Genomic DNA, 25,615 nt, shown 5'->3' with positions numbered 1-25,615 from the left:
GAACTGTAATTAACAATTGACAGACATGCTTAAACTCATTAAAAACGACCCTTGGTTAGAACCTTATGCAGCAGCGATAGAAGGCCGTTATGAATATATCCAGAAAAGAGAGGCCGACCTTACCTGCAACGGAAAGATCACTCTTTCTGAATTTGCCTCAGGACACCTGTATTTTGGGCTTCACAAAACAGAAACGTCGTGGATATTCAGAGAATGGGCCCCGAATGCAACCGCGATCTATATGATAGGCGATTTCAACGGCTGGCAAAAAACTGAAGAATTCAGACTGCAACCAAACGGTAACGGTGAGTGGCAAATAGAACTGCCTCTGGACAAAATAAAACACCACGACCTGTACAAACTTATTGTATGTTGGAATGGTGGCGAGGGCGAACGTATCCCCGCATGGACAACCAGGGTAGTACAAGACCATCATACTCATATATTCAGCGCACAGGTGTGGGACCCGTTGCTACCTTATGAGTTTCGCACAAAAAAATTTAAGCCCAACACGAATCCCCTTTTGATTTACGAGTGCCATATAGGGATGGCTGTAGAAGACGAAAGAGTGGGTACATACGAAGAGTTCAGAATAAATGTACTTCCCCGTATCAAAGAAGACGGCTACAATGCCATTCAGATAATGGCTATACAGGAGCATCCGTATTACGGGTCGTTCGGATATCACGTCTCCAGCTTTTTTGCGGCATCTTCACGCTTTGGCACACCCGACGAACTAAAGCATCTGATAGACGATGCGCATGCGATGGGTATAGCCGTGATTATGGATATCGTACACTCGCATGCCGTAAAAAATGAAAAAGAAGGACTGGGACGATTCGATGGCTCTTACACCCAATATTTTCATGGAGGCAGCAGGCGCGAGCATCCGGCTTGGGATTCATTGATTTTCGACTATGGAAAAAGTCAGGTCATACACTTTCTGCTTTCCAATTGTAAGTTTTGGCTCGAGGAATACAACTTCGACGGATTCCGTTTCGATGGTGTCACCTCTATGCTTTATTACTCGCACGGACTGGGAGATAACTTTAGCGGCTATGAGGACTACTACAACGGCAACGAAGACGACGATGCCATTTGCTACCTTACATTGGCAAACAAGCTAATCCACGAAGTACGCCCTAATGCCATTACCATAGCCGAAGAAGTAAGCGGCATGCCGGGACTGGCAACGAAGATAAAAGACGGCGGATACGGCTTCGATTACCGCATGGCGATGAACATACCCGACTACTGGATAAAAATCATCAAAGAGCGAAAAGACGAAGACTGGCATCCTACAAGCATATTCTGGGAACTGACAAATCGCCGTGAGGAAGAGAAAACAATCTCTTACGCCGAGAGCCACGACCAAGCATTGGTAGGCGACAAAACAATAATATTCAGACTTATAGACTCTGACATGTATTGGTATATGTCGAAGCATTACGGCAGCTCGTATGCCACCGACAGAGGAATAGCGCTGCATAAAATGATACGCCTTGCAACTGCCTCAACAATCAATGGCGGCTACCTCAACTTTATGGGTAACGAATTCGGGCATCCCGAATGGGTTGACTTCCCTCGCGAAGGCAATGGATGGTCGCACAAATATGCCCGCAGACAATGGTGGCTGGCCGACAACAAAGACCTGCGCTATCATTATTTGGGCGACTTTGATAAAGCCATGCTTTCGCTTCTAAAATCGGAAAAGAAATTTGAGCAAACACCTATTATAAGGCTGTGGGATAAGGACGAAGATCAGGTGCTCGCCTACATGCGTGGCAATCTGATATTTGTTTTCAGTTTCAACCCGAGCCAATCGTTCTATGACTATGGATTTCTTGCTCCCGAAGGAAAATATCAGGTGGTGCTCGATACCGACTCTCTCGCTTTTGGAGGTAATGGCCTGACGGACGACAGTATAGAACACTTCACTTTACATGACGAGCTATACCACAAAGACGGAAAAGGCTGGCTCAAGTTGTATATACCTGCGCGTACAGCTTTTGTACTGAGAAAAATAGACTAGCTATCAGATAAAACAAGTTGCCTTAAAGGTAGAAGGAGTCTATCTTTAAGGCAATTTTCATCTTTCAATCTTCAATATTACCACTTCTTTCACCGAATTATATTTCAGTTCATTCTTCGAAAAACCCTTCTTTAAGATTGTATCATAAACATCAACTCCGGGCAGCATATCCAGCCCTCTATCTTCGGCTCTACCGGGAGATAAATAAAAATAAATAGAATCGACCGTAAATGACGCAACCTTCATCAGGCTATATTCATTTTTGTCGTACCTCACATAGTAAACGTCACCTACCTGTGGATTCTCTACCTTGTCTTTTATATCAATCTCGCCGGATATAGCGTTTACTACAACCCATACAAAAATAAAGATGACTAGTAGTGCGAGCACAGATGGCATAATGAATATCCACCGAGGAGTTCTGAACCGATTGCGAATTTCGTCCGTCACGGGAAATTGTTGAATAGTAAACGATGTTTCGCATGAACAACAAACAGGAATGAAGTGTTTAGTTGTGGGAAATAAAGGAATCTGAAGCAGATGAAAATAACGCTGATATGGCATCATCAGAATAGAATCTTCCTTACCACATGCAGGGCATGACTGTCCTGTGTGAATAGGAGAAGCAGACGTTCCCCTTGTTCCAAAAATAAAATTCATAGCATACTCTATTATCGTGTAACTGTAAGTTTGTGTGCTTAGTAAGTTTCTACGAATATATTAAATTTTTATAAATAAAGATTGCACTTATTTAGGTAAATTAAATAATAACGGATAATAATAAAAAGATTGACTATTTTTGTTCTGATTTCTTGAAAAGCATACAATAAACGTAAGTATACTGATCGGAAATCACGAAAATAGATTAATCGCAATCACGGATATTCCGTGTAATCACAAAAATAAATTTTCAACCAAATGAGTTTATACCCATTAAAATTTAAACCTATCCTCAAATCCATCATCTGGGGGGGAGACGAAATATGTAAGTTTAAAAACGTAAGCCCGCTTCAGGAAGGGATCGGCGAAAGCTGGGAAATATCAAGCGTGGAAGGCAACGTTTCGGTAGTGGCCAACGGTGCGTTGGAAAACAAAAGCCTCGACGAAATTATTTCTACATACAAAGAGCAGTTGCTCGGGAAGAAGAATTTCGAAACGTTCGGCACTACATTTCCTTTGCTTATCAAGTTTATAGATGCACGTGACAATCTGTCGATACAGGTACATCCTGACGATGAACTGGCAAAGAAAAGACACAACTCTTTCGGGAAAACCGAAATGTGGTATGTTATCAATGCTGCTCCGGGCGCATTCCTATATTCGGGATTCGAAAAAGAAATAACTCCCGATGGATATGTAAAAAGCATTGAAGACAATACATTTGTAGATTACCTTGCAAAACATGACGTTAAAAAAGGAGATGTATTCTTCTTGCCTGCCGGACGTGTTCATGCAATCGGCGCCGGAACATTCATCGCCGAAATACAACAAACATCGAACATCACATACCGCATCTACGACTACAACCGTAAAGATGCCAACGGTAACGGACGCGAACTGCATACCGAATTGGCAAAAGATGCTATCGATTATAAATTGTACGACAGCTACCAAACAGCATACACACGCAAGGAAAATCAACCGGTAGAATTGGAATCGTGCAGATACTTCACAACCAATCTGCTTGAGCTTACCAAAGATATTACAAGAGACTATAGTGACAATGACTCATTTGTTGCTTATATTTGTATGGGAGGTGCTTGCAATATACGAGACAATAAAGGCAACGACCTGAGTGTGAAGCAAGGCGAAACAATCCTTATCCCTGCCGACACACAAAGCGTAAGCATCAGCCCCGAAGGCAATGTCCTACTTTTGGAAACATATGTATAGTTAGTTTATAAGATATTTATATAATAACGCGACACCATATTTTCCTTTTCGGGAGTGTATGGTGTCTTTTTTAGAAGAAAAATGAGAGGAGTATTAATAGTAAATACAGGCAGTCCGAAGACATGTGAACGAAAAGATGTAAAATTCTTTATCCGATCGATGCTTTCAGACCCCTATGTGATGACCGTTCCCGATTGGTTTCGACCTATCTTGGTCAACGGAATTATTATTCCGCTCCGTCAGTTCAGCTCTACAGCGCATTACGAACTCATTTGGGACAATTCGCTCGACGACTCGCCATTGATACATCAGGCAAAACAATTGTCCGAAAAGCTGGAAGAGCTCACTGGCCTACCCACCGAACCCGCCATGAGATACGGACAACCCGATACAACTGCCGCACTCGATTACCTGATGAGCAAGAATAACCGATTGCACGAGGTGGTTGTGTTCCCACTGTTTCCACAGTATGCAGAATCATCGTACAAGACAGCGGTAGATCAGGTTGGCAAAGAGTTTTTTAAACGTCCGTACCCTTTCAGACTAAAATTTATAGAGCCGTACTTCAATCATCCTGCCTATATTTCTGCTTTAGCCGAAAGTATACGACCATATATCGAAAAAGAATACGACAAAATTATTTTCAGTTTCCATAGCCTTCCGCTCGACCATGTAGAAGAAGGCTGGAAGAAAGGAAAAGAATTCGACTACGTATACCAAACCAAAGAAACGGTGAGGCTTGTGATCAAGGAGCTGGGTATCGACACCAAGAAAACCCGCCAAACCTACCACTCGGCGATGGGCAAGAAATGGCTGGGCCCCGACTTGGATGAAATAGTAAAAGAACTGGCAGAAGAAGGTCAGAAGAAACTGCTGGTGGTTGCTCCGGGCTTTGCTGCCGACAATCTGGAAACATTATACGATATAGATATAAGAACAAAAGAACTGTTCCTAAAACAAGGAGGTACAGACCTTACATATATCCCTTGCCTCAACAGTGAGCCGCATTGGGTAGAAGCTGTAGCTAAAATAATTTCTTAGATGAAACGTATTTTATTCTTCAACGATGGCATGGAAACAGGCGGAACCGAAAAGCTATTGGTGAGCCTGCTCAATCATCTGGCAGGTAAAAAGTGTGTGATCACGCTTCTTTTGCCAATGCCTTCGGACAAGAATATATTGATCGAAGAAATATCACAATCCATTACTATAAAGTATATATACAAAGAGAATACATCGCACCTGAAAAAAAAGTTGGGAGAGAATTTTATGGTATTCTTTCCCCGCTTGTTTGCGAAATGGAAAGGCATAAAAGAATCTGACTACGACCAGATCGTTTGTTTCAAAGAAACATTCTTTGCTCGTATATTCAGCAAGATGCGTTTATCCAAAATTTTATGGATACACAATATTTTATATAAACGCACATACGAAACAGATTCTTTGCGAGATAAATTCTCGGCATGGCTCAACAAGAAGCAATTAAAGCTTGTACAAGCGTCATACAACCATTTCGATAAAATAGTATGTGTGTCGGATGCAGCCAAAAATGCATACCTCTCTGTATTGCACAACGAAACAAGCCCCAATCAGGACATACGGGTATTATACAACGCTATAGACCTTACAAAAGCGATAGAAAAATCGAAACAAACGATAGAAACCCTGCCGCAAGGACAAACCAACTTCATATTACTGACACGCACTTCTCCCGAAAAGCGTACCGACAGACTGATTAGCGCAGCAAGGAGGTTAAAAGAAGAAGGGTATGATTTCCATATATATATAATAGGCGAAGGCATGGATAGCCAATCGATGCAAGATTCCATTGCAATATCACACCTGCAGGATATTATCACGCTGAAAGGACGAATAGACAATCCTTTTCCTTATATATTACAGTGCAAATGGTCGCTATGTGTATCAGAGAGAGAAAGCTTTTCACTCGCCTTACTCGAATCGATGGCACTAAAAACACCTGTGATAACGACCAACTGCGGAGGCCCCGGCAACATTGTAGACGGAGGCAAATACGGCATCCTTGTAGACAATAGTACCAAAGGGGTTTATCAGGGCATGAAGATGGTTTTGGACAACCCTACCCTATCCGTTAAATACAGTGCAGACCTCCACAAGGCTGTTGCCCGATTCGACTATCAGGGCTGGCTGAAAAGCGTGGAAAAACTATTGGCTGTTAATTCATAGCTTTTGGTGTACAAGCAGATAAATGCGCTCGGCTTTTATTAACAATCTGCCTGACTTTTCAACAAAAAATATCTTGTTACACATATTTAACTTCTAAATCCTATTTTTATTTATTTAATTTGTCCTCGGAAATTTTATTATTAACTTTCTCTATGGGTAAAATTATAGCATTAGCTAATCAAAAGGGTGGCGTAGGAAAAACCACCACCACAATCAACTTGGCGGCATCGTTGGCAGCACTCGAAAAAAAGGTACTGGTAGTAGACGCCGACCCTCAAGCAAATGCATCTTCCGGACTTGGGGTAGACATAAAGAAAGTAAACAAAACGATCTATGAATGCCTTATCGGTACAGCATTGCCCAAAGATGCAATCGTAAAGACCGACATAGAACGCCTTGATGTACTGCCTTCGCACATCAATCTGGTAGGTGCCGAACTGGAAATGCTGAATATAGAAAATAGGGAAAAACAACTAGCGGCAGTGTTAGTTCCCATGAAGGCCGATTATGATTTTATACTCATCGACTGCTCTCCGTCATTGGGGCTGATTACAGTAAATGCGCTTACAGCGGCAGACTCTATCATCATACCCGTGCAGTGCGAATATTTCGCCCTCGAAGGAATCAGCAAATTACTGAATACAATAAAGATAATAAAGAACAAGCTAAACCCGGCATTGGAAATAGAAGGATTCCTTCTCACGATGTACGATGCCCGTTTGCGCTTGGCAAACCAAATATATGAAGAGGTGAAAAACCACTTCCAAGACTTGGTATTTACTACCGTTATACAGCGAAATATCAAGCTCAGCGAATCGCAAAGTTTCGCTCAGCCGGTATTGGTATATGATGCAGCATCCAAAGGAGCGATCAATCATATGCAGCTGGCGCAAGAGCTTATTGAGAAAAATTCTTAACTTTGTTTTTCTGTAGAATATATAACTAACAATTATGGCTAAAAAAATGGTTTTAGGAAGAGGACTCGATGCACTGATTGCCATTGACGAAGTAAAGACCGAAGGCTCTTCCTCTATCAACGAAATAGAATTATCGAAGATACAGGCTAATCCCGATCAGCCAAGACGTATTTTTGATGACGAAGCATTACAAGAGCTTGCATCTTCTATTCGGCAGATAGGTGTTATACAGCCAATTACTTTACGAAAAATAAACGAAGACTCATATCAGATCATAGCCGGAGAGCGTCGCTACAGAGCTTCACTCATGGCCTCCCTGACTACAATCCCTGCATATATAAAAACGGCAGAGGACGAAAATGTGATGGAGATGGCCCTTGTGGAAAATATCCAGCGTGAAGACCTCAACTCGATAGAAATAGCTTTGGCATATCAGAATCTGATAGAAACATATGATCTTACACAGGAACGACTGAGCGAACGTGTAGGAAAGAAAAGGACAACAATAGCCAACTACCTGCGCTTGTTGAAGCTTCCGGCTGAAATACAAATGGGCATCAGAGACAAGAAGATAGATATGGCACACGCCCGTACACTTGTCACTCTCGAAGACCCTGCGGCTCAGCTCGAAGTATACGAACTGATACTTGAAGAAGGACTGTCGGTGCGCAAAGTAGAAGAATACGTAAGAGCTATCAGCAAGGGAGAAAAGCTTGAAGATCTGCTTAAAGAAGAGAAAGCAGTAGAAACCGTAAAAAAAGCGGGGATAAAAAAGGCGACTCCCGAAGAATTTGAATTGTTGAAAGACCATTTATCAAAATTCTTTTCTACAAAGGTTCAACTGACTTGCAACGAAAAAGGAAAAGGGAAAATAAGCATCCCTTTCAAGTCGGAAGAAGATCTGGAAAAAATTATAGCTATTTTTGACCAATTAAAAAAATAAAACGAAGTATTCTCCGTAATATCTATATGAGGAAGGGGTTAATAATTGGTTTGTGTTGCGTTTTAGGGAACTTTTGTCTGAGTAGCAATGCTCAGGAGGCACTTCCAAATGATTCTACCATTCTCAAAAATGCACGGCGGGAAGCAAAAGAAAACGCTATCAAGAGTGATACCGTATCTCCGCTGATAAGCGAAAAACCTGTAGTGGTATTAGCCGATTCTATAATTACGATTGGCAAACCTGAGTTTAAGCCTGACTCTAAAAAGGCAGTCTTATACTCGGCTATCTTTCCCGGAGCAGGGCAAATTTATAACCGCAAATACTGGAAACTACCCATTATCTATGGAGGCGCATTAGGACTTACCTATGCCATAACATGGAATGGAGCACGGTACAACGAGTATTCGCAGGCTTATAAAGACCTTGTATTGGGCACAGGAACGAGCTATCTGAACTTTATCAGTAACAAAGATGTACAAGCAAATAAGCAAGTTTGGATCGATAGATTTAAGCGTCAGAAAGACTTTTTCAGGAGAAATCGCGACTTGGCTATTATTGCTTCGGTTGGAGTATATGCACTATGTATGATCGACGCGTATGTCGATGCTCAATTATATGATTTTGATATGTCTCCGGATCTATCCATGCGGATTGAACCCATGATCTGGATACCGACACCCTATTCTAAAGCCGCTTTCGGGCTTCAATGTATTATAAATTTTTAAACTAAGCAGGGTTCCTATCCCTTGCTATGTATCATAAAAAAACACTTATGCTGAGAAAAATTATATTTACCGGATTTCTTATTGGCTGCTCACTCGCAGTCGTCGGGCAAAGTAATCGCAAATCTCTCGCATTACGCGACACAATCACAGACAATTCGATTGTTTTCCCTGCAGACATGGAGCAAAATTACGACCAGTTGTTGTCTACATGGAGTAAGAATGTTAAATATGGAGACGATTGCAAATCGCTAAGCGACCTGCCAATCGTTTTTGACGATTCAATCTACATACGCCGCTTGTATAGCCTGCCCACCAAGATGGAAATGGTATTCAATCCCGTAGTCAGAAGCTATATAGAAATGTATGCAGGACGTAGAAAAAATCAGGTAAGCTACATGCTGGGTGAAGGAAAGTTTTATTTCCCTCTATTCGAAGAAGCTCTCGACCGTGAAGGATTACCTCTCGAACTAAAATATCTGCCCGTTATAGAATCAGCACTCAATCCTATTGCCCGCTCAAGAGTAGGAGCAACAGGACTTTGGCAATTCATGGCAAGTACCGGAAAGATGTACGATCTGGAGATAAACAGTTTGGTAGACGAACGCCGCGACCCGATGAAGTCGACAAATGCCGCTGCCAAATACCTAAAAGATTTATACTCTATCTATGGCGACTGGAATCTTGTAATCGCTGCATACAACTGCGGACCCGGGAATGTAAACAAAGCCATACGACGCAGTGGCGGACAAACCGACTATTGGGCCATCTACCCTTATCTGCCCCGCGAAACCAGAGGATATGTACCTGCATTTATTGCTGCTACATATATAATGAATTATTACAACGATCATAATATCTGCCCTATAGAATGCAGCAATCCGGCATCGATGGACTCGTTGATGATTAATAAAAACGTGCACTTCCAGCAAATTGCCGATATAATAAATGTATCTGTTGACGACTTGCGCCAGTTCAACCCTCAGTTTAAGAGCGACATAATACCCGGCGAATACAAAGGATATGCACTGAATCTGCCAATACAAAAGGTATCTGCATTTATCGAGAACAAGGATACAATATACGCTCATAAGTTTGAAGAACTGATGCCGCACCGCAAAGTTGCAGGATTAGACGTAGTTGGCGGAGGCACATCCGGCTCCAAAACAATTACTTATCGGGTAAAAAGAGGAGACACACTATCTAAGCTGGCAAGCAAATACGGAGTAACATCCAATCAGATAAAACAATGGAATAGCCTGTCTTCTAACAAACTGACAGTAGGCAGACGCCTGAAAATATATCGTGAAGTTCCGCAAAAGGCAGAGCAACAATCAGGCGAAGCAGTATTGGCATCCAATACCCAAAGCTCGGACAACACTAGCAATAAGTCGGTAAATACCGTCAAAAAAACCGAAGCCAAAACAGTAACCTCATACTACAAAGTTCGCAGAGGTGATACTTGGGCAGGGATAGCAAAGAAAAACGGAACAACAGTGGCTCAGCTAAAGAAATGGAACAATATAAAAAGCAATAGCCTGATAGCCGGTAAGCAACTAAAGATTCAGAAAACGAAATATATTGAGGTAGAAGAAGAAGTAGCTGTGCAAAACAAACTGAGTGAGCCAATATTGCCAACAGTAGAAATAGATACAGCCTTTACAGCATCACTCTTCGATACCTACCTGAAAAAAGTAGGAACAGAACGAGACGAATCTCAGCTTCCTCGTGTACGCATAGCTTCAGACGATGAAGACGATGAAGATGACAACTCCACTGCTAAAGAAACCCGCTCGGCAGGCGAATCCAAAATTATATACCACAAAGTAAGAATTGGAGAAACCATTACACAGATAGCTTCACGCTATAATGTAACAAAAAAGGAGATCATAACTTGGAATAAGCTGTCATCGAATGTAGCAAAGGTTGGACAACGATTATTAATCATTCTTCCCGACAGTAGAACCGAAGGTGCATCTAATATCAAAGCCCAACAGCCAACGAAAGACGAAACGCTTACAGCCGGCAACTAATAAGGAAATAAAACATTATTGTTAAAACCACTTTATTACAACACTCTTGCTGTTAATTATCGTTGAATTTATTATTTTTGTATCCTTACTGAATATTTATGGGTAAAGAGGATACACATACGAATGATGATTTAGCCATCGAGTCGGAATTTAACGGTCTGATCGATGATTATCTTAAGACGAACCACAGGCGCAAGGTAGAAATTATAACCAAAGCTTTCCTTTTGGCAAAGGAGGCTCACAAAGGAGCCCGTCGCCGTTCGGGAGAGCCATATATTATGCACCCGATAGCCGTCGCACGCATTGTTTGCGGCGAGATAGGGCTTGGTTCCACATCCATCTGTGCGGCATTGCTGCACGACGTGGTAGAAGATACCGAATATACAGTAGAAGATATAAAAGTTCTCTTTGGTGAGAAAATAGCTCAGATTGTAGACGGGCTTACAAAGATATCGAGTGGTATGTTTGGTGAAAATGTTTCGGCACAGGCCGAGAACTTCAGAAAGCTGCTGCTTACCATGTCGGACGACATCCGTGTTATTCTGGTCAAGATAGCCGACCGCTTGCATAATATGCGCACATTGGGGTCTATGGCGCCGGCCAAGCAATACAAGATAGCCGGAGAAACCATGTTTATCTATGCACCCCTCGCCCATCGCTTAGGACTATTTGCCATAAAAACAGAACTTGAAGAACTCAGCTTCAAATGGGAAAACCCACAAATATATCAGGAAATATCATCCAAACTTCAAGAAACACACCTCTCCAGAAAAGACCTCTACGAGCATTTTGCACAACCGGTTATAGAAAAACTGAATGAGCTTGGATTCAAATACGAAATCAGGGCTCGAGACAAATCAGTATATTCTATCTGGAATAAGATGCAAGCCAAAGGTGTGCCATTCGAGGAGATATACGATATATTCGCTGTCCGCATCATTTTCGAAAACGAACTCGGTGTAGACGAGAAAAAGCGATGTTGGGATATATATTCCGTCATAACAGATATTTATAAGCTTCGCCCCGATCGTATCCGAGACTGGGTAAGCCGCCCTAAAGCCAACGGTTATCAAGCACTGCACCTCACCGTAATGGGACCCGACGGACAGTGGGTAGAAATACAAATACGCAGCCGTCGCATGGACGATGTAGCCGAAAAAGGATTTGCGGCACATTGGAAATACAAAGAAGGCAAAATAGAAGAAGATACCGAGCTAGACAAATGGCTCAAAACCATTCAGGAAATACTGGAAAGCCCAAGCCCGAATGCATTGGATTTTCTGGATACAATAAAGCTTAATCTTTTTTCGCAAGAAATATTCGTATTCACCCCAAAAGGTGAAATCAGGACATTGGCGCAGGGAGCCACAGCTTTAGACTTTGCTTACGATCTGCACTCCGATATCGGAGACCATTGCATCGGAGCCAAAGTAAATCATAAGCTCGTTCCGCTGAGTGAAAAGCTAAAAAGCGGAGATCAGGTAGAAATACTTACATCGAAATCGCAGATACCAAAACTGGAATGGCTGAGCATCGTTACTACTGCCAAAGCCCGCACAAAGGTAGAATATGCTCTGCGAAAACTGAAAAGGGACATCGCCAAGCAAGGAGAGGAAATGCTTTACAAAAGCACCGAAGGCTCAACGATAGAAATTACGCAGCCCATCCTCGACAAAATGATGGACTATTATCAGAAAACGAATAAAGAAGACCTTTTCTATGCTATCGGCAACCAAGAAATAGCACTGCCTCAGAAAATAGAAAAACTGCTGACCCTAAAAAGGCAAAACCCTAACAATGGCATATTCAGCTACATGAAACAAGCATTGCATGTAGGCAAAAAGATAGGGAAAGCAGAAACAAAAATATCGGAGAACGAACCGATTGATCCTAAAAAAACATATATCCTCGAAGAAGATTCTTTCAACAAGAATTTTATAATGCCAACCTGCTGCAACCCCATTCCGGGCGACAAGGTGATCGGATATATTACAGATAACAACGAAGTAGAAGTACACAGCATAAACTGCCCCGTAGCGCTCAAGCTAAAAGCCAGCCACGGCAACAGAATTGTAAACCTCGAATGGGGTAGCTATACACAATTTCCGTTCATTTCGGCAATCACCATAAACGGTATCGACCGCATAGGAATGCTCAACGACATCACGAAAGTAATTACTGCCGGATCGCTGAATATCAAGAATATGAGCATAGAATCCAACGACGGTGTATTTGAAGGGCGAATCGTGGTAAACGTTCACGATGTGAACGACTTGCAGGCATTATGCGCTCGCTTAGCCAAAATAAAGGGAGTAAAAGCCGTTAACAGGAAGCAAATCGGTGGGGAATATACTCAACCTGTATAAATAAAAAATCTTAAGATCAAGATATTCGCTTCCAAAATTTGGAAAAAAAAATAAAATTCCCTAATTTTGTATCCGAAATACAAAAGGGAGAGAAGGAGGCTATGGCTTCCTTTTTTTATTACTTGGTAAAAAGATGATAGAAAAAGAACTCATTAAAGATATCACAGAGAAATATCTGGAAGGAATAACAATGTTTCTTGTAGATGTAGTGGTAAAGCCCGGCAATGCTATTGTTGTAGAAGTAGACAGCGACGAAGGAGTAAGCATTGACGACTGCATTGCATTGAGCCGCAATATAGAATCGCATCTGGACAGGGATGCGGAAGATTTTGAGCTCGAAGTAGGATCGGCAGGTATTACTTCTCCTCTGAAAATACCACGCCAGTACAAGAAAAATATTGGTAACGAAGTGGAAGTGCTGACGAAGAAAGGACAAAAACTTTCGGGTGTACTCAAATCGTGCGACGATAATTCTTTTGTAATTACCGTTACCAAGATGGTGAAACCCGATGGAGGGAAAAAGAAAGTTGCTGTAGATGAAGATTTCTCTTTTGTTTATCAAGACGTAAAACATACAAAATATTTAATAAGATTTAAATAACAACCATGGCTAAGAAAGAAACTATCAATCTAATTGATACATTTTCAGAATTTAAAGAACTGAAGAGCATAGACAGAATGACTATGATCAGTGTGCTCGAAGACTCTTTCCGCAATGTAATAGCAAAACTGTTTGGGTCGAATGATAATTATGACGTAATCATCAACCCCGACAAAGGAGACCTTGAGATATGGCGCAACCGTGTCATCGTAGAAGACGATCAATTAGAGGATGATAATACAGAAATTGCACTTTCGGAAGCCAAAAAGATAGACGAAGACTTTGAGGTAGGAGAAGAAGTGACAGACGAGGTGTTTTTCGAAGACTTCGGACGTCGTGCCATCCTCAACCTTCGCCAAACGTTGACATCCAAAATACTTGAGCTGCAAAAAGAAAGCTTATATAACCGTTACAAAGAGAAGATAGGCGAAATCGTATCGGGTGAAGTTTACCAGATATGGAAAAAAGAAATCCTGCTGCTTGATGACGAAAAAGAAGAACTTCTTTTACCTAAAACAGAGCAGATCCCTAGCGACTTTTTCCGCAAAGGCGAGCATGTTCGTGCAGTAGTAGAAAGAGTTGACAATAAGAACAACAATCCGAAGATTATTTTATCAAGAACTTCACCGACATTCCTCGAAAGATTGCTCGAGCTCGAAGTTCCTGAAATAAACGACGGACTGATCACAATAAAAAACATAGCCCGCATACCGGGAGAAAGAGCCAAAGTAGCCGTAGAATCGTACGACGAGCGCATCGACCCTGTGGGTGCCTGCGTGGGTATGAAAGGATCGCGTATACATGGAATCGTGAGAGAGTTGCGCAACGAAAATATCGACATTATCAACTATACGTCGAATATGAACCTGTATATACAACGTGCTCTTAGCCCTGCCAAAATAACTTCGGTGAAGATCAACGAAGAAGAAAAACGTGCAGAAGTATTGTTGCGTCCCGAAGAAGTATCGCTTGCTATCGGTAAGGGCGGTTTCAACATCAAGCTGGCCAGTATGCTTACAGGATACACGATAGACGTATATCGCGACATCGACGACTTCGACGAAGAGGATATCTACTTAGACGAGTTCCGCGACGAAATCGACGGATGGGTTATCGATCAGTTGAAAAAAATTGGTTGTGTTACAGCTAAAAACGTGTTGGCTACCGACAGAGACAAACTCATACAGGAAGCCGACCTTGAAGAAAACACTGTAGACGAAGTACTCAATATTTTACGTGCCGAATTTGATGATGAAGCTTAAGCTTTATTTGGTGATTAGCTGATTTCTTAATACTTTTGTATTTGGAGAAAGCCAACCTCATCTGTTTTCAGAAGCATTTATTGGGTTCACTGTCTATTTTTAGAATTAAAAAAAATATATGTCGATAAGATTAATAAAAATATCCAAAGATTTGAATGTAGGAATCAGCAGCCTTGTTGAATTCCTACATAAGAAAGGCTTTGATGTAGAATCAAACCCGAATACTAAAATTGGCAGTGAACAATACGAATTGCTGGTAAAAGAATTCGGACGAGACTCCGACATCGATGCACTATTAAGCAGACGAGAAGAAAAGAAAGAGCTTGTCAAAGCTCAGGCTAAGAAAGAAGAGGAAGAAGCCAAAGCTCAAAGTGAACCGGAAGTGATCAGAACTGAGATACCCGAATCCATTAAGCCGCATGTGCAGATTGTGGATAAGATTGATCTCGATGCTCTGAACAGACCAAAAAGAGTAGAAGTGAAACAAGAAGAGCAAGCCCCTGAGGTGGAGGCTCCAGTTGTTGAATCACCAAAGGTTGAGGTTACTGAAGTAAAAGCCCCAGAAATAGAAGTAGCAGAAGCCCCGGCTCCTATTGTAGAAAAAGTAGAAGAAGAGCCTAAGGCCGAAGAAGAAATAAAGCAACCGGCTATAGAAAAAACACCAAAAGAAGAACCTGTGTTTATACAAAAAGAAGAAAAAGCCATTATTGAGAAAGACGAAGAAAAAGAGGATAAACCTCAACCAACGTCTACAGCTCCCGCAAATGAGGAAACAGAAGAAAAGGGAGATAAGATATTCAGGCTGAATAAGGCAACAATAAAATCAAACATTGTTGTAAAAGGCTCTATCGATCTAAGTTCGATAAACGACAAAACCCGTCCTGCAAAGAAAACCAAAGCCGAAAAGAAAAAAGAACGCTTGGAAAAAGAAATGCAAGATCAGAAAAGGGTGAAAGAAAACACTGTTCGCCTGTTGAAAAAAGAAACAGACGAAGAGAAGAAACGAAAAGCGATCAACGATGACAATGATGACGCATCGAAGAAAAAACGCAATCGGATCAAAAAAGGAAAAGTCGATATCGAGAAAGGGGCTATACCTCAAGGTGGCGGTGGCGGACAACAACAGCCAAATGCCGGAGGTGACAGATCGAAACGCAGCGTACGCAAGCCTATCATCAAGCATGCCGTAAACGAAGAAGACGTACAAAAACAAATAAAAGAAACCCTGGCGCGTTTGACTAGCAAAGGCGGAAAAAACAAAGGGGCTAAATATAGAAGAGAGAAGCGTGAAGCTGTATCTCAAAGACAACAGGAGGAACTCGAACAACAGATGCACGAAAGCAAGGTGTTGAAGATTACAGAATTTGTAACCGCCAACGACCTCGCCAACATGATGAATGTACCTGTGATAAAAGTTATCTCTACTTGTATGAGTATCGGTATCATGGTGTCTATCAACCAACGACTAGATGCTGAAACGATCAACATCGTTGCCGAAGAATTCGGATTCGAAACCGAATACGTAAGCGCCGAAGTAGTGGAAGCAATAAACGAGGAAGAAGACAATCCGGAAGATATGGAACCTCGTGCTCCTATCGTTACGGTAATGGGACACGTAGACCACGGTAAAACATCGCTACTGGATACCATACGCCAAACAAATGTGATTGCCGGCGAAGCAGGGGGAATCACCCAGCACATCGGGGCATACAACGTTAAACTGAAATCGGGAAGACGTATCACATTCCTCGATACTCCGGGTCACGAAGCCTTTACGGCGATGCGTGCACGTGGTGCAAAAGTAACAGATATAGCAATTATCATTGTAGCAGCCGACGACAGCGTCATGCCTCAAACCGTGGAAGCAATAAACCACGCGGCAGCGGCAGGCGTACCAATCGTGTTTGCTATCAACAAAATAGACAAGCCAAGTGCCAATCCTGAAAAGATAAAGGAAACACTGGCAGGAATGAACTACCTTGTAGAAGACTGGGGTGGAAAATACCAGTCGCAAGATATCTCGGCAAAACAAGGTCTCGGCGTAGATGAACTACTCGAAAAAGTACTATTGGAAGCCGAACTCCTAGATCTGAAAGCAAACCCTAACAGAAGAGCTACCGGATCGGTTATCGAGTCGTCTCTCGACAAAGGTAGAGGATACCTGTCTACAGTACTTGTAGAAAACGGTACACTCAAAAAAGGAGATATCGTATTGGCAGGAACATATTATGGTCGTGTAAAAGCAATGTTTAACGAGCGTAACCAACCTACAGATGCAGCTGCGCCAGCCGCTCCTGCACTCATACTAGGTCTTAATGGTGCTCCACAGGCCGGTGATATATTCCATGTGCTGGAAACAGAACAGGAAGCCCGCGAAATAGCCACAAAACGTGAACAGCTACAACGCGAACAAGGTCTGCGTACACAGAAAATACTTACGCTCGATGATATAGGTCGCCGTATTGCTATCGGTAACTTCCAACAGCTCAACGTGATTGTGAAAGGTGACGTGGATGGTTCGGTAGAAGCTCTTGCAGACTCGCTGATCAGGCTGTCGACAGAAGAGATACAGGTGAATGTAATACACAAAGCCGTAGGTCAGATATCGGAATCAGACATCACGCTGGCTGCCGCATCAGACGCTATCGTTATCGGATTCCAGGTGCGTCCGTCACAGGCTGCACGCAGATCCGCAGATAAGGATGGTGTTGAAATCCGCTTATATTCTATCATCTACGATGCTATAGAAGAAGTGAAGTCGGCGATGGAAGGTATGTTATCTCCTGAAATCAAAGAAGTACAAACCGGATATGTGGAAGTACGCGAAGTGTTCAAGATCACGAAGGTGGGAACAGTTGCCGGTTGTATGGTGAAAGAAGGAAAACTGAAACGTGCAAACAAGATTCGCCTTATCCGCGACGGTATCGTGATCTATTCGGGAGAGCTGGGATCGCTCAAACGCTTCAAAGACGATGTGAAAGAAGTTGCATCGGGATATGAGTGCGGTTTGAACATCCACAACTACAATGATATAAAAGTTGGCGACATTATTGAGCCATTTGAAGAAATAGAAGTGAAGAAAACTTTGTAATATTAAATTATTGTATACCTTTGTATCCAATATAATAAAGATTTAACCTAAGAAACCAATTGATAGTTGTTACAAGCAAATCTTGCCTTGAAGGTCGGTGGTACTAACCATGCCACCGAAACACACAACTATCAATCAGTTTTGCGGTTGATTACAAAAATTTCTTCGTCAGATTTTGAAAATTGTCACACACAGAAACGACAAATCATCATGATGAAAAAAATTATTCTTATATCTACCCTTATAATTCTTCCTTTATTTTTTGCGAAAGATCTGGCAGCACAAACTGCTCAACAGATTGCGTTTATTAATTCGAACGAGTTGCTCGAAGCCATGCCCGAAAAGGTGAAAGCATCGAATCAGTTGATCGACCTGAATAACAAGTATAAGGAAGAGATGAAGGTTATGCAGAATGATTATAATAAAAAATATTCTGACTTCATATCATATCAGACATCTATGGCGGAAAATATCCGTTTGCGCCGTATGCAAGAACTTTACGAGCTTGAGCGTCAAATCAATGATTTTATGAAAGTGGCACAGGAGGATATCCAAAATCAGGAGAAAACTCTGATAGAACCTCTACGCCAGCGACTAAAGGATGCGATCTATCAGGTAGGTATCGAAAACGGATTCGTATGTATTTACGATCTTGCCAATCCGTCTATAGCATTCGTTACTCCGGATGCTACTAATGCTACATTGTTAGTAAAACAGAAATTAGGAATCAGGTAAGATTTATCAAATAATTGTATAATGAATGCTTCTGATTATCGGAAGCATTTTGTTTTTAGGCAACACCGTATATGTCACAAAAAGCAAAACTTTGGTCGTTAAGCTATCTCAATGTATGTTTGGCTAACTTCCTGATGGCATGCTCATTCAATCTGCTAATGCCATCCATACCTCTATATATTACCGAACAGATGGGCGTTCCCCAATCTCAAACGGGTATTGTGCTGGCATCGTATGCCATTGCACTGATGTTTGTACGTCCTTTTTCGGGATTTATCGTAGACTTATATTCCCGCAAGAAGATACTGCTGATTGCTTTTTCGTGCTATGTACTTATATTCTTCGGCTATTTTTGGGCAACAACCGTCTTGCTGTTCATTGTTGTCCGTTTCATACATGGCATCACTTGGGGATTATCTACCGTATCGTCGAGCACGCTGGCGATAGATGTTGTTCCTTCCGAGCGGCGAGCAGAGGGTATTGGCTACTATGGTACATTTATGAATGTAGCGATGGCCATCGGTCCTTTTATAGCCATCCATATATACAATCATTCCGGATTTGATGTATTGCTTTGGTGCGCCATTGCAATGGGAGCACTGGGTATTATCACCGTATCGCTTATAAAAGCACCGATAAAGACAAAAGTAGAAAGACAGAAAATTTCGTTCGACCGCTTTTTCCTCATCAAGGGCTGGCCTATATTCCTCAACCAACTCCTACCCTGCTTTGCATGGGGTACGATAGGCCCGTTCGTTGCGCAGTATGGCAAGGGAATAGGTATTCCGAATGCGGGGATTTTCTTCCTGTTCTGGGCGGGCGGTATTATTGCTTCGCGCGTCTTTGCGGGAAAACTGGTTGACAAAGGCAAGATACATGAGGTAAATGTATCGGCAATGGCTATCGTTGCTATTGCTTTCCTTGTATTTGCTCTGGTTCATAATATTTATGCCTTCTGCATATCGGGGCTGTTTATCGGTGTGGGATTCGGGATGATGTTTCCGGCACTGCAAACACTATATATCAATCTTGCCGAAAATAATCAGCGAGGGACAGCCAATTCAACTTACCTTATCGGGTTCGACCTCGGGCTGGCACTCGGTATGCTGGTAGGTGGTTACCTCACAGGATATTTTTCCTTCGAAACACTATATATGGTTGCTTCGGGACTGTGCGCGGTAAGTGTAGTTGTATACTGGGCTTGCTCGCGGGTCATCTTTGAGAGAAAGAGGCTCAGATAAATCGCTGTAATTTATATCTTCCCTATTATCATATCCATCACCTTTGCCGTCCTTAATGCGGTCTCTCCGGTAGATGGGCACGTACAAGATCCTCTGAGTTCATCTACTATCGTCTGAATGAGAGGTTGTTGAATATGATCGGGTTGAGCCGGCATAAAGAACTGCTCTCTATCGGTTGATGATAAGAGAATGGGCGTAAACTGGAAAGTGCTGAAACGAATAGAACCTTCTGTTCCCGTAATGGTTATCGTGTCTTCTCTCGTCTTTTCGGACGATATAAAACACCATTCGGCAACACCTTGCGCCCCCGACTTGAATTGTAAAATTGCGGACAGGGTGTCTGCAACGTCATAATATCCCCCCAGATTACTATAATACCCTTTGGCATCGGTGATCTCACCTAAAAGAAAATCGAGTATATCGAGCGTATGTGGAGCGAGGTCGAAAAAATAACCTTCGCCTGCTATCTCACGTTTTAGCCGCCACGTCTGCTGCTGCTTATCCATATCGGAAGCACTGGCAGGACGGAAGAGACGAACATTAACTGTTAAAATCTTACCAATAGCCTGACTGTCGATCAGATCTTTTACTTTCAGGAAATAAGGCAGTGCTCTGCGATAATGTGCTACAAATAACTTCTGATTGGCCTGCTTCGCCGCTTCTACTATTTCGAGACATTCGGCGTAACTCATGGCCATTGGTTTCTCTACATAAACAGGCTTACCTGCCTGCAACACCCTTATTGCATATTCTTTATGCAAATGTGGCGGAGTAGCTATATATACAATATTTACTTCCGGATCGTTGATCAATTGGTCGGCATCGGTATAATATCTTCTTACACCGTGACGCTTAGCAAAATCCGCTGCTTTTTCTGCATCACGGCGCATAATAGCCCGCAACCATGAATGCTCTATCTCATAAAATGCAGGTCCGCTTTTTCTTTCACATACGGCTCCTGCGCCTATTATACCCCATTTTACACTTTTCATATCGCCTTTATATTTTACACATATACACTTCCGGCTCTTTTCGTGCAGCCATAAGCGGTGCAAATTTCGCTTTTACCGTTTCGTATAATTCGCCTCTAAACGCACGCGAATGCTCAGGACATAGAGTAATACAACGTGCGCAACGGATACATAAATCCATATTCGTCACTTTCGGATTACTCCTTGGTATGGCACTTGTGGGACATTGACTTACACATGTTCCGCAATCGTCGCACCTATCATCACCAGTAGGGACATATCCTCCCTGTGTTGGTTCACGATAGGGATAATTACCTTTAACGTCTGGCAAGCTATATTGTTTGTTTTTGTCGTAAGATTGATATAATCGGAAACATTCTTGTGCAAATTTTTGAATCTCCTGCTTGTCTTCCTTATCGGGACGCCCCACAGCGACATCGGAGAAGATAGAATGGCGTGCAATAAAAGCACCGGCAGCTATGGGCACAAAGCCATTTGCCTCAGATATATCTTTGAGTTCAAGAAGGGCATCGTCATAGTTTCTGTTGCCATACACGCATACCAACACGGCGGGAGTCTTATCACCTTTTATCTTCTCAAATGCGTTAACCGCCAGTTGAGGTACACGTCCTGCATAAACGGGAATACCAAATATGACAAGATCATGACTCTCGATGTTCAAGGTATCGGGAAATCCCATTGTAACGTCATGTTCTCTAACCGTTGCACCCATCTCTTTGCCGATCTTGCGGATTATCTTGCGGGTAGACAGGGAAGGACTAAAATAGATAAGATGTATATTTTTCATATCGGTAGTTTTATAATCGGTATTAAAGTTACAAATAAATACAAAACCCACCTTTATGAGATGGGTCTTATTTTATTATATGATTATACGACTCTCAATTGCTTCTGGGTTCGGCATAAATATAATATGCTTGATAGTCTCCCCAGTCTACATATTTTTGGACTAAGGCAATATTGGTTGTTTTTGTTTCCCAAAGATATCTAGGGGTGTAAGCATCTTCTTCTTGTTTAAATATCTTATGATATGATTCTACAAGTTTATCCGCATCTTTTTCGAAACTGAACTTCGGATCGCCATATAGCTTCGAAATATAGTTTCGTATCAAGGTCTCTTGCTTCTGAGTATAGAAATTCTCTGATAATTTTTCATCTCTACCAACTTCCCAAACAGGCTCAAAATAGACATACAACGAAGGTAATCCATCGATATATCTTTCTATAAAAGAAATTTCCAATTCAGGTTTCAATATGTTTGCTATTCCTGTACGAGGTGTTGAAGAAGTAATATCTTTCCAATTGTATCCAAGAAAATCACGTTTATTGTATACATCAATTTTCACCGAATCGGATAATACTACTTTACCATCCTTAAAACCCTCAAGGATAACATTTCCGTGGCTCTCTTCATAAAAAGAGTGTACCCATTTATTCGTTAAAGACATCCAATTATCGCCATGAGACAGCAAATTAAGACGCCCTTTTTCTCCTTCTATACGCCAAACCAAAGAGTCGTAGCTCTCCATTATATCGAGCATTGTACAGTCTTCACCGGGCACTAAGTAAAATTCCATCATAGTATGGATATTAGCCTCTTGCGCCTTTGCCTTTAAAGAGATTTTTACCGAAGAAGAATTATTACCGTTGCCGGAATCATCACCATCATCTTTAACAAGATCATTGCCATCGGAACACGAATATAGGAATAGGAATGTAAGCAGAATGAATACTATTTTTCTCATAGTTTATGATATCTAGGCGTTTGTTACTTTTATCTTCAAAGTTAACATTTTTTATTTTTCAGATAAAGGAAAGTAAGCCTTTTTGATTATCATTTACCATAAATATGGTATTGTATTGAGCAGAAACACAATATATCTTTGTACTGTGTTTTTCATGGTATTAGATTTATGGTTAAAAAGTTGAGATTGGTTGTCGAGATGACAGCCTTTTTTATTTCCTTTTTTGATCGTCTTCTTTACTATCTTTTATGGTAATATCTCCGCGGAACGCATGAAGATGTTCCGATTCAGCCTTTTTCATGTCACTACTCAATCCTTCTACTTTTTTCATAGGGGCTCCCAGCCTGCTATCGAGCATAGACTTATTTTTCAATTTATCGTCATCGTTAAGCATGGTAGTATTTATTAGATTAGCAATTAAAACTGTATTATCTTAGAACAGCCCTTAACATCAAATTGTTTCTTGATAGTGCGTGAAAATAAGAATCTTAACACCTTTAGCCGCCTTTTTTGATCAATTATCGCAGAAAAGCCAGATTACTTCTTATCAATAACTTAACAATTTACCATAAATATGGTATTGCTATTATATCGAAGACGATTTATCTTTGTAATGTATTTTTCATGGTATTAGACTTTAGGTTATAAAATTGAAGATTGGTTGTCGTGATGACAGCCTTTTTGTTTTTATACAGATAGATAATAAACGAACCGAGAACATTATTCCGATTCGTTTTGTTTAGTCTATGTATGTCGAACATTAAATTTATTGAACCATGAAAGAAGATATATCAAAGACACAATCCAAAGAACATAAATTTGAGGGATACGAACATGCCCGAAAAGTAAAAAACATCAAAAATCCTGTACCTAGCTCCGAAAAATCGGTAAAGGCTGCCACAAACAGAATTAATCCGGATGAGAACTCTAATGATAGAGGGTAGTTTTTTAAAAACTTACTGTAGTAAGATATTGTACCTATTGTTTTATAGGTACAATATTAAGTTGTGGCTTCAAAAAATATGATGAAAGACAAGCAAACTCAAATTACAGGTGAGCAATTTGAAGAGGAGGTGCTATATTCTATTTTTTATGGAAATAATTCCTTCTATTATCTAAACTGTTTAGAGAAAATAAAGAATGGAAAAAAGTTGATATTTAATCTTTATGCTTTCGTTTTTAGTATACTGTGGCTAGCTTACCGTAAAATGTATTTAGAATTTGCTATTTCTTTATTGATAGGAATATCTCTTGCTATATTTATAGGCATATCATTAAGCATATTTACATTGTCCCTAATTCTTGGATTGACAGGAAACTACTTATATGTAAAGAAGTCGATTAGAGAAATGCAAAAAGCACAAGCAAACTACCCCAATTTAAATGACCGGATAGACTATTTGAGAAGAATAGGAGGAGCAAGTTATAATATTGTTTTTACTTTTATTGGTTTATTTATTCTTATCTCACTTCTCACATTTACAATACTAGCATATATTATTGGACATAAAGCTATTTGAGCAATCTGGACTAAATAATATTGTTCCCCTCATCAAATATTTAGAAAAAATTCATTGTATACAGAATCAATATTATGAAATTTTCTTCTAATTTCACAGAGAATATTCTGTTAACCAAAATATAATACAACACTCTCTAAAAAGCATATCTATTTGATTAATAAAACAAACATTATTACGTATGAGCTTACTCGATTATATATTTTTTCGATTTTATGATTATTTCAAGAGAAAAAAAGATTATTATGCGATGACAAATACGCTTATGATTGTATATATAATAGAGCTATCTCTTTTTTTGTTCACGTATTATTTTATTAGTCTGTTTGTAGAATTAAATTTTATAAAAAATATTTTACAGGAGAACAGAAGTAATAAGATTTTAATCGTTACAATTCTTACCATTGTCATTTTTTTTCTCAATTATATTTACTTCTCACCTAAAAGAAAAAAAGATTATTATTTAGGATTAAAGAAAAAATATTTAAAAGATAAATATAAGCTACCAATCTGGATAATGTTTAGTTTTCCTATATTTATTCTGTTTATCTCTATTATTGAATATGGGCTGATTAAAGGAACCCTAAGATCTCCTTTATTAGATAGTATATTTTAGACTTATTGAATGATCTTAAAAGATTCCCTTTAACAAGAAATAAAACAATTATATATGTTCGATTATCTTTTTTATAGATTTTATGATATTTACAAAAGGAAAGAAGGAGATACATCCGCATTCTCTGCTACTGCTGCCATTTCCTTTATCCAAATATTAATCATATCCAGCATTATCTTGTCGATAAGTTTCATTACAAATATTATTTTATCGGTCAACTTCCTGACTCCAGTAATATTAGCAGTAGGAGAAACCTTATCTAAGTTTCTAATTGTATTATTATCCTCATTATTATTTAGCTGTAATTACTTAAAATACAGAAAAAGTTTAGATGAAATTATTTCTAAGTACTCTAAATCCAGATTAAACGGAAAATTAAAAATGTGGATTATTTTTTTGATAATGCCTGCCACTATGCTTTTTCCGTTTGCCTTAAGATATATTTTAAAATTGTTATTCTGAATTTATTATTCCTTATAATCGGACAAAATCATAACAGATTACTAAAAACAACAAAAGCCGCTTCACCAGCGACTTCTCCTGTAGCACAGCCGGGAATCGAACCCGAATCTAAAGTTTAGGAAACTTCTATTCTATCCATTGAACTACTGCGCCATACATCTTATCGTCACTATTGTTTCCGATAAAATCACTGCAAAAATAAGAGAATTTCCGACATTAGGCAAATACATTCTGCGATT

General features: G+C 40.5%; 20 protein-coding genes, 1 tRNA gene and 1 pseudogene. 16 read left to right on the top strand and 6 right to left on the bottom strand.

Going from position 1 to position 25,615, the window contains the following annotated elements; all coding sequences use genetic code 11:
• Window positions 1-25: 25 nt before the first annotated feature.
• Entirely contained in the window at window positions 26-2,032 is a 2,007-nt protein-coding gene (locus E4T88_RS06895) for an alpha amylase C-terminal domain-containing protein (RefSeq protein WP_135104735.1), read from the top strand.
• Window positions 2,033-2,089: 57 nt separating this feature from the next.
• Here the strand turns inward: E4T88_RS06895 and E4T88_RS06890 are convergent, their stop codons facing one another.
• Window positions 2,090-2,692, bottom strand: coding sequence for a hypothetical protein (locus E4T88_RS06890; RefSeq protein ID WP_135104734.1), 603 nt, complete (start codon window positions 2,690-2,692; stop codon window positions 2,090-2,092).
• A gap of 258 nt (window positions 2,693-2,950) precedes the next feature.
• Between E4T88_RS06890 and E4T88_RS06885 the strand changes: the two genes are divergently transcribed.
• The 13 genes and pseudogenes from E4T88_RS06885 to E4T88_RS06825 all read left to right on the top strand — a co-directional run bounded on the left by E4T88_RS06885 (window position 2,951) and on the right by E4T88_RS06825 (window position 20,041).
• Window positions 2,951-3,925: a type I phosphomannose isomerase catalytic subunit gene (locus tag E4T88_RS06885; protein ID WP_135104733.1), complete on the top strand. Its 975-nt coding sequence runs from the start codon at window positions 2,951-2,953 to the stop codon at window positions 3,923-3,925.
• 81 nt (window positions 3,926-4,006) lie between these two features.
• Window positions 4,007-4,966 carry a ferrochelatase gene (gene hemH, locus E4T88_RS06880; protein WP_135104732.1) on the top strand — a complete coding sequence of 320 codons (960 nt, stop codon included), beginning with the start codon at window positions 4,007-4,009 and terminating at the stop codon, window positions 4,964-4,966.
• Complete coding sequence (locus tag E4T88_RS06875; RefSeq protein WP_135104731.1) at window positions 4,967-6,130, top strand: glycosyltransferase; 1,164 nt, start codon at window positions 4,967-4,969, stop codon at window positions 6,128-6,130.
• A 152-nt stretch (window positions 6,131-6,282) separates the two neighbouring features.
• Window positions 6,283-7,047 carry a ParA family protein gene (locus E4T88_RS06870; protein ID WP_135104730.1) on the top strand — a complete coding sequence of 255 codons (765 nt, stop codon included), beginning with the start codon at window positions 6,283-6,285 and terminating at the stop codon, window positions 7,045-7,047.
• Between the two features lie 34 nt (window positions 7,048-7,081).
• The gene (locus E4T88_RS06865; protein WP_135104729.1) at window positions 7,082-7,990 is read left to right on the top strand and encodes a ParB/RepB/Spo0J family partition protein; all 909 of its coding nucleotides are present in this window, start codon (window positions 7,082-7,084) and stop codon (window positions 7,988-7,990) included.
• Between the two features lie 26 nt (window positions 7,991-8,016).
• The gene (locus E4T88_RS06860) at window positions 8,017-8,715 is read left to right on the top strand and encodes a DUF5683 domain-containing protein (protein ID WP_135104728.1); all 699 of its coding nucleotides are present in this window, start codon (window positions 8,017-8,019) and stop codon (window positions 8,713-8,715) included.
• Window positions 8,716-8,741: 26 nt separating this feature from the next.
• Window positions 8,742-10,019 (top strand): annotated as a pseudogene (locus tag E4T88_RS18760) (lytic transglycosylase domain-containing protein); the annotation flags it as partial.
• An 824-nt stretch (window positions 10,020-10,843) separates the two neighbouring features.
• Window positions 10,844-13,111, top strand: coding sequence for a RelA/SpoT family protein (locus tag E4T88_RS06850; RefSeq protein ID WP_135104726.1), 2,268 nt, complete (start codon window positions 10,844-10,846; stop codon window positions 13,109-13,111).
• Window positions 13,112-13,244: 133 nt separating this feature from the next.
• The gene (rimP, locus tag E4T88_RS06845) at window positions 13,245-13,712 is read left to right on the top strand and encodes a ribosome assembly cofactor RimP (protein ID WP_135104725.1); all 468 of its coding nucleotides are present in this window, start codon (window positions 13,245-13,247) and stop codon (window positions 13,710-13,712) included.
• Window positions 13,713-13,717: 5 nt separating this feature from the next.
• A complete protein-coding gene (nusA, locus tag E4T88_RS06840) occupies window positions 13,718-14,974 on the top strand; it encodes a transcription termination factor NusA (protein WP_135104724.1) in 1,257 nt (418 codons plus the stop codon).
• A 118-nt stretch (window positions 14,975-15,092) separates the two neighbouring features.
• The gene (gene infB / locus E4T88_RS06835) at window positions 15,093-18,065 is read left to right on the top strand and encodes a translation initiation factor IF-2 (RefSeq protein WP_135104723.1); all 2,973 of its coding nucleotides are present in this window, start codon (window positions 15,093-15,095) and stop codon (window positions 18,063-18,065) included.
• 210 nt (window positions 18,066-18,275) lie between these two features.
• Window positions 18,276-18,800: an OmpH/Skp family outer membrane protein gene (locus tag E4T88_RS06830; protein WP_135104722.1), complete on the top strand. Its 525-nt coding sequence runs from the start codon at window positions 18,276-18,278 to the stop codon at window positions 18,798-18,800.
• Between the two features lie 71 nt (window positions 18,801-18,871).
• Complete coding sequence (locus E4T88_RS06825; protein WP_135104721.1) at window positions 18,872-20,041, top strand: MFS transporter; 1,170 nt, start codon at window positions 18,872-18,874, stop codon at window positions 20,039-20,041.
• Between the two features lie 11 nt (window positions 20,042-20,052).
• Here E4T88_RS06825 and E4T88_RS06820 read toward each other — a convergent pair whose 3' ends face one another.
• From E4T88_RS06820 to E4T88_RS06805, 4 genes are all read right to left on the bottom strand, one after another.
• On the bottom strand, window positions 20,053-21,033 hold the full coding sequence (locus tag E4T88_RS06820; protein WP_135104720.1) for a Gfo/Idh/MocA family protein: 981 nt from the start codon (window positions 21,031-21,033) through the stop codon (window positions 20,053-20,055).
• A 7-nt stretch (window positions 21,034-21,040) separates the two neighbouring features.
• A complete protein-coding gene (locus E4T88_RS06815; RefSeq protein ID WP_135104719.1) occupies window positions 21,041-21,820 on the bottom strand; it encodes a 4Fe-4S binding protein in 780 nt (259 codons plus the stop codon).
• A 94-nt stretch (window positions 21,821-21,914) separates the two neighbouring features.
• Window positions 21,915-22,778, bottom strand: a complete 864-nt coding sequence (locus tag E4T88_RS06810; RefSeq protein WP_135104718.1) for a hypothetical protein — start codon at window positions 22,776-22,778, stop codon at window positions 21,915-21,917.
• A 211-nt stretch (window positions 22,779-22,989) separates the two neighbouring features.
• Entirely contained in the window at window positions 22,990-23,172 is a 183-nt protein-coding gene (locus tag E4T88_RS06805) for a hypothetical protein (RefSeq protein WP_135104717.1), read from the bottom strand.
• A gap of 382 nt (window positions 23,173-23,554) precedes the next feature.
• On the opposite strand from E4T88_RS06805, the gene E4T88_RS17975 reads away from it, so the two are divergent.
• Together E4T88_RS17975 and E4T88_RS06800 are read left to right on the top strand one after the other, a co-directional pair.
• Entirely contained in the window at window positions 23,555-23,722 is a 168-nt protein-coding gene (locus E4T88_RS17975; protein WP_167755438.1) for a hypothetical protein, read from the top strand.
• A gap of 78 nt (window positions 23,723-23,800) precedes the next feature.
• Window positions 23,801-24,298: a DUF2628 domain-containing protein gene (locus E4T88_RS06800; RefSeq protein ID WP_228093792.1), complete on the top strand. Its 498-nt coding sequence runs from the start codon at window positions 23,801-23,803 to the stop codon at window positions 24,296-24,298.
• Window positions 24,299-25,457: 1,159 nt separating this feature from the next.
• Here E4T88_RS06800 and E4T88_RS06790 read toward each other — a convergent pair.
• Window positions 25,458-25,529, bottom strand: a tRNA-Arg gene (locus tag E4T88_RS06790).
• Window positions 25,530-25,615 lie beyond the last annotated feature (86 nt).

The sequence above is a fragment of the Dysgonomonas mossii genome (assembly GCF_004569505.1).
Classification (GTDB): domain Bacteria; phylum Bacteroidota; class Bacteroidia; order Bacteroidales; family Dysgonomonadaceae; genus Dysgonomonas.
The sequence above is the reverse complement of the archived record's forward strand: the minus strand, read 5'-3'. Positions and strand labels throughout refer to the sequence as shown.

Bases quoted from the DNA above. Each gene is read 5' to 3' on its own strand.
- E4T88_RS06895 (WP_135104735.1), top strand. From the start codon at position 26: ATGCTTAAACTCATTAAAAACGACCCTTGGTTAGAACCTTATGCAGCA.
- E4T88_RS06890 (WP_135104734.1), bottom strand. From the start codon at position 2,692: ATGAATTTTATTTTTGGAACAAGGGGAACGTCTGCTTCTCCTATTCAC.
- E4T88_RS06885 (WP_135104733.1), top strand. From the start codon at position 2,951: ATGAGTTTATACCCATTAAAATTTAAACCTATCCTCAAATCCATCATC.
- hemH (WP_135104732.1), top strand. From the start codon at position 4,007: ATGAGAGGAGTATTAATAGTAAATACAGGCAGTCCGAAGACATGTGAA.
- E4T88_RS06875 (WP_135104731.1), top strand. From the start codon at position 4,967: ATGAAACGTATTTTATTCTTCAACGATGGCATGGAAACAGGCGGAACC.
- E4T88_RS06870 (WP_135104730.1), top strand. From the start codon at position 6,283: ATGGGTAAAATTATAGCATTAGCTAATCAAAAGGGTGGCGTAGGAAAA.
- E4T88_RS06865 (WP_135104729.1), top strand. From the start codon at position 7,082: ATGGCTAAAAAAATGGTTTTAGGAAGAGGACTCGATGCACTGATTGCC.
- E4T88_RS06860 (WP_135104728.1), top strand. From the start codon at position 8,017: ATGAGGAAGGGGTTAATAATTGGTTTGTGTTGCGTTTTAGGGAACTTT.
- E4T88_RS06850 (WP_135104726.1), top strand. From the start codon at position 10,844: ATGGGTAAAGAGGATACACATACGAATGATGATTTAGCCATCGAGTCG.
- rimP (WP_135104725.1), top strand. From the start codon at position 13,245: ATGATAGAAAAAGAACTCATTAAAGATATCACAGAGAAATATCTGGAA.
- nusA (WP_135104724.1), top strand. From the start codon at position 13,718: ATGGCTAAGAAAGAAACTATCAATCTAATTGATACATTTTCAGAATTT.
- infB (WP_135104723.1), top strand. From the start codon at position 15,093: ATGTCGATAAGATTAATAAAAATATCCAAAGATTTGAATGTAGGAATC.
- E4T88_RS06830 (WP_135104722.1), top strand. From the start codon at position 18,276: ATGATGAAAAAAATTATTCTTATATCTACCCTTATAATTCTTCCTTTA.
- E4T88_RS06825 (WP_135104721.1), top strand. From the start codon at position 18,872: ATGTCACAAAAAGCAAAACTTTGGTCGTTAAGCTATCTCAATGTATGT.
- E4T88_RS06820 (WP_135104720.1), bottom strand. From the start codon at position 21,033: ATGAAAAGTGTAAAATGGGGTATAATAGGCGCAGGAGCCGTATGTGAA.
- E4T88_RS06815 (WP_135104719.1), bottom strand. From the start codon at position 21,820: ATGAAAAATATACATCTTATCTATTTTAGTCCTTCCCTGTCTACCCGC.
- E4T88_RS06810 (WP_135104718.1), bottom strand. From the start codon at position 22,778: ATGAGAAAAATAGTATTCATTCTGCTTACATTCCTATTCCTATATTCG.
- E4T88_RS06805 (WP_135104717.1), bottom strand. From the start codon at position 23,172: ATGCTTAACGATGACGATAAATTGAAAAATAAGTCTATGCTCGATAGC.
- E4T88_RS17975 (WP_167755438.1), top strand. From the start codon at position 23,555: ATGAAAGAAGATATATCAAAGACACAATCCAAAGAACATAAATTTGAG.
- E4T88_RS06800 (WP_228093792.1), top strand. From the start codon at position 23,801: ATGATGAAAGACAAGCAAACTCAAATTACAGGTGAGCAATTTGAAGAG.